The sequence below is a fragment of the Candidatus Chloroploca sp. Khr17 genome (assembly GCF_004138165.1).
In the GTDB taxonomy this organism is placed as follows: Bacteria; Chloroflexota; Chloroflexia; order Chloroflexales; family Chloroflexaceae; genus Chloroploca.
Window position 1 is genome coordinate 1 of sequence record NZ_RYFF01000163.1, and the last position, 1109, is coordinate 1109.

A 1109-nucleotide genomic window follows, 5' to 3' on the forward strand; every position below is an offset into this window, starting at 1 on the left:
ACAGGCTTCACAGTAAGCGGCGGATTTAACCCACAGGGTTCGATAGTTGGTACACCTGTAGCTCCTGCACTTTGCGATGGCGGTACCACAACCGTTACCTATACTGTAACGGATGAATGCGGTAACGGATCGGTTACTGCAACTTTTGCAATTATCGCCCCGGAAGCAGTAGCTGTAACCGGACCGGAAAATGCCGATTTGAACAGCTGTGATTATGCCGATCAAACAGCATTAGATGCAGCTTTTTCCACATGGATAGGACAGTTTGCTGTAACCGAAGACGGTTGCGGTATAACTACTCCAGACTTGAGCAATTACACAGCACCTGTACTTTGTACTGGTGGCGAGGTATCAGTTACTTATGAAATAGCTGATTTGTGCACCACGGCCGGCATTACCAGAACCTTTACCCTTACTGCACCAGTTGCAGTAGCCGTAGCAGGACCTGAAAATGCTGATTTGAACTCTTGTGCTTATGCCGATCAGGCAGCATTAGATGCAGCTTTTACTGCATGGATAGGACAGTTTGAAGTAACCGAAGAAGGATGTGGCGTAACTGCACCTGATTTGAGTGCTTACACAGCTCCTGTACTTTGTGAAGGCGGCGAGGTCTCTATCACTTATGGCGTAGCTGATTTGTGCAGTAATGCCAGTATTACACGGACCTTTACAGTTACTTCACCTGCAGATCTTTCCATCACCGCACCGGTTGCTTACAGTGCAGCTGCAACTGATTTTGCCAACCAGGCAGCCATAGACGCAGCCTTCAGCACCTGGCTTACAGGCTTTGGTGTAACCGGCGGATGCGATCCACAGGGAAGTTATGGTACACCAACTGCACCCACCCTTTGCGGTGGTGAAACAACCGTTACTTACGATGTTACCGACCTTTGTGAAACGGAATCCGTTTCAGCAACCTTTACCATCGTATCACCCAACGAGCTGGTTATCAATAAACCTGAGGACTTTACAGCTTCATCATGTATTTATGCTGACCAAACAGCATTGAATACAGCATTTACTTCATGGCTTACAGGCTTCACAGTAAGCGGCGGATTTAACCCACAGGGTTTGATAGTTGGTACACCTGTAGCTCCTGCACTTTGCGA

General features: G+C 47.9%; 1 protein-coding gene. It reads left to right on the forward strand.

Annotation, left to right across the window (positions count from 1 at the left end):
• On the forward strand, positions 1-1109 hold a 1109-nt coding region (locus EKD05_RS26250; RefSeq protein WP_165361004.1), incomplete at both ends, for a hypothetical protein.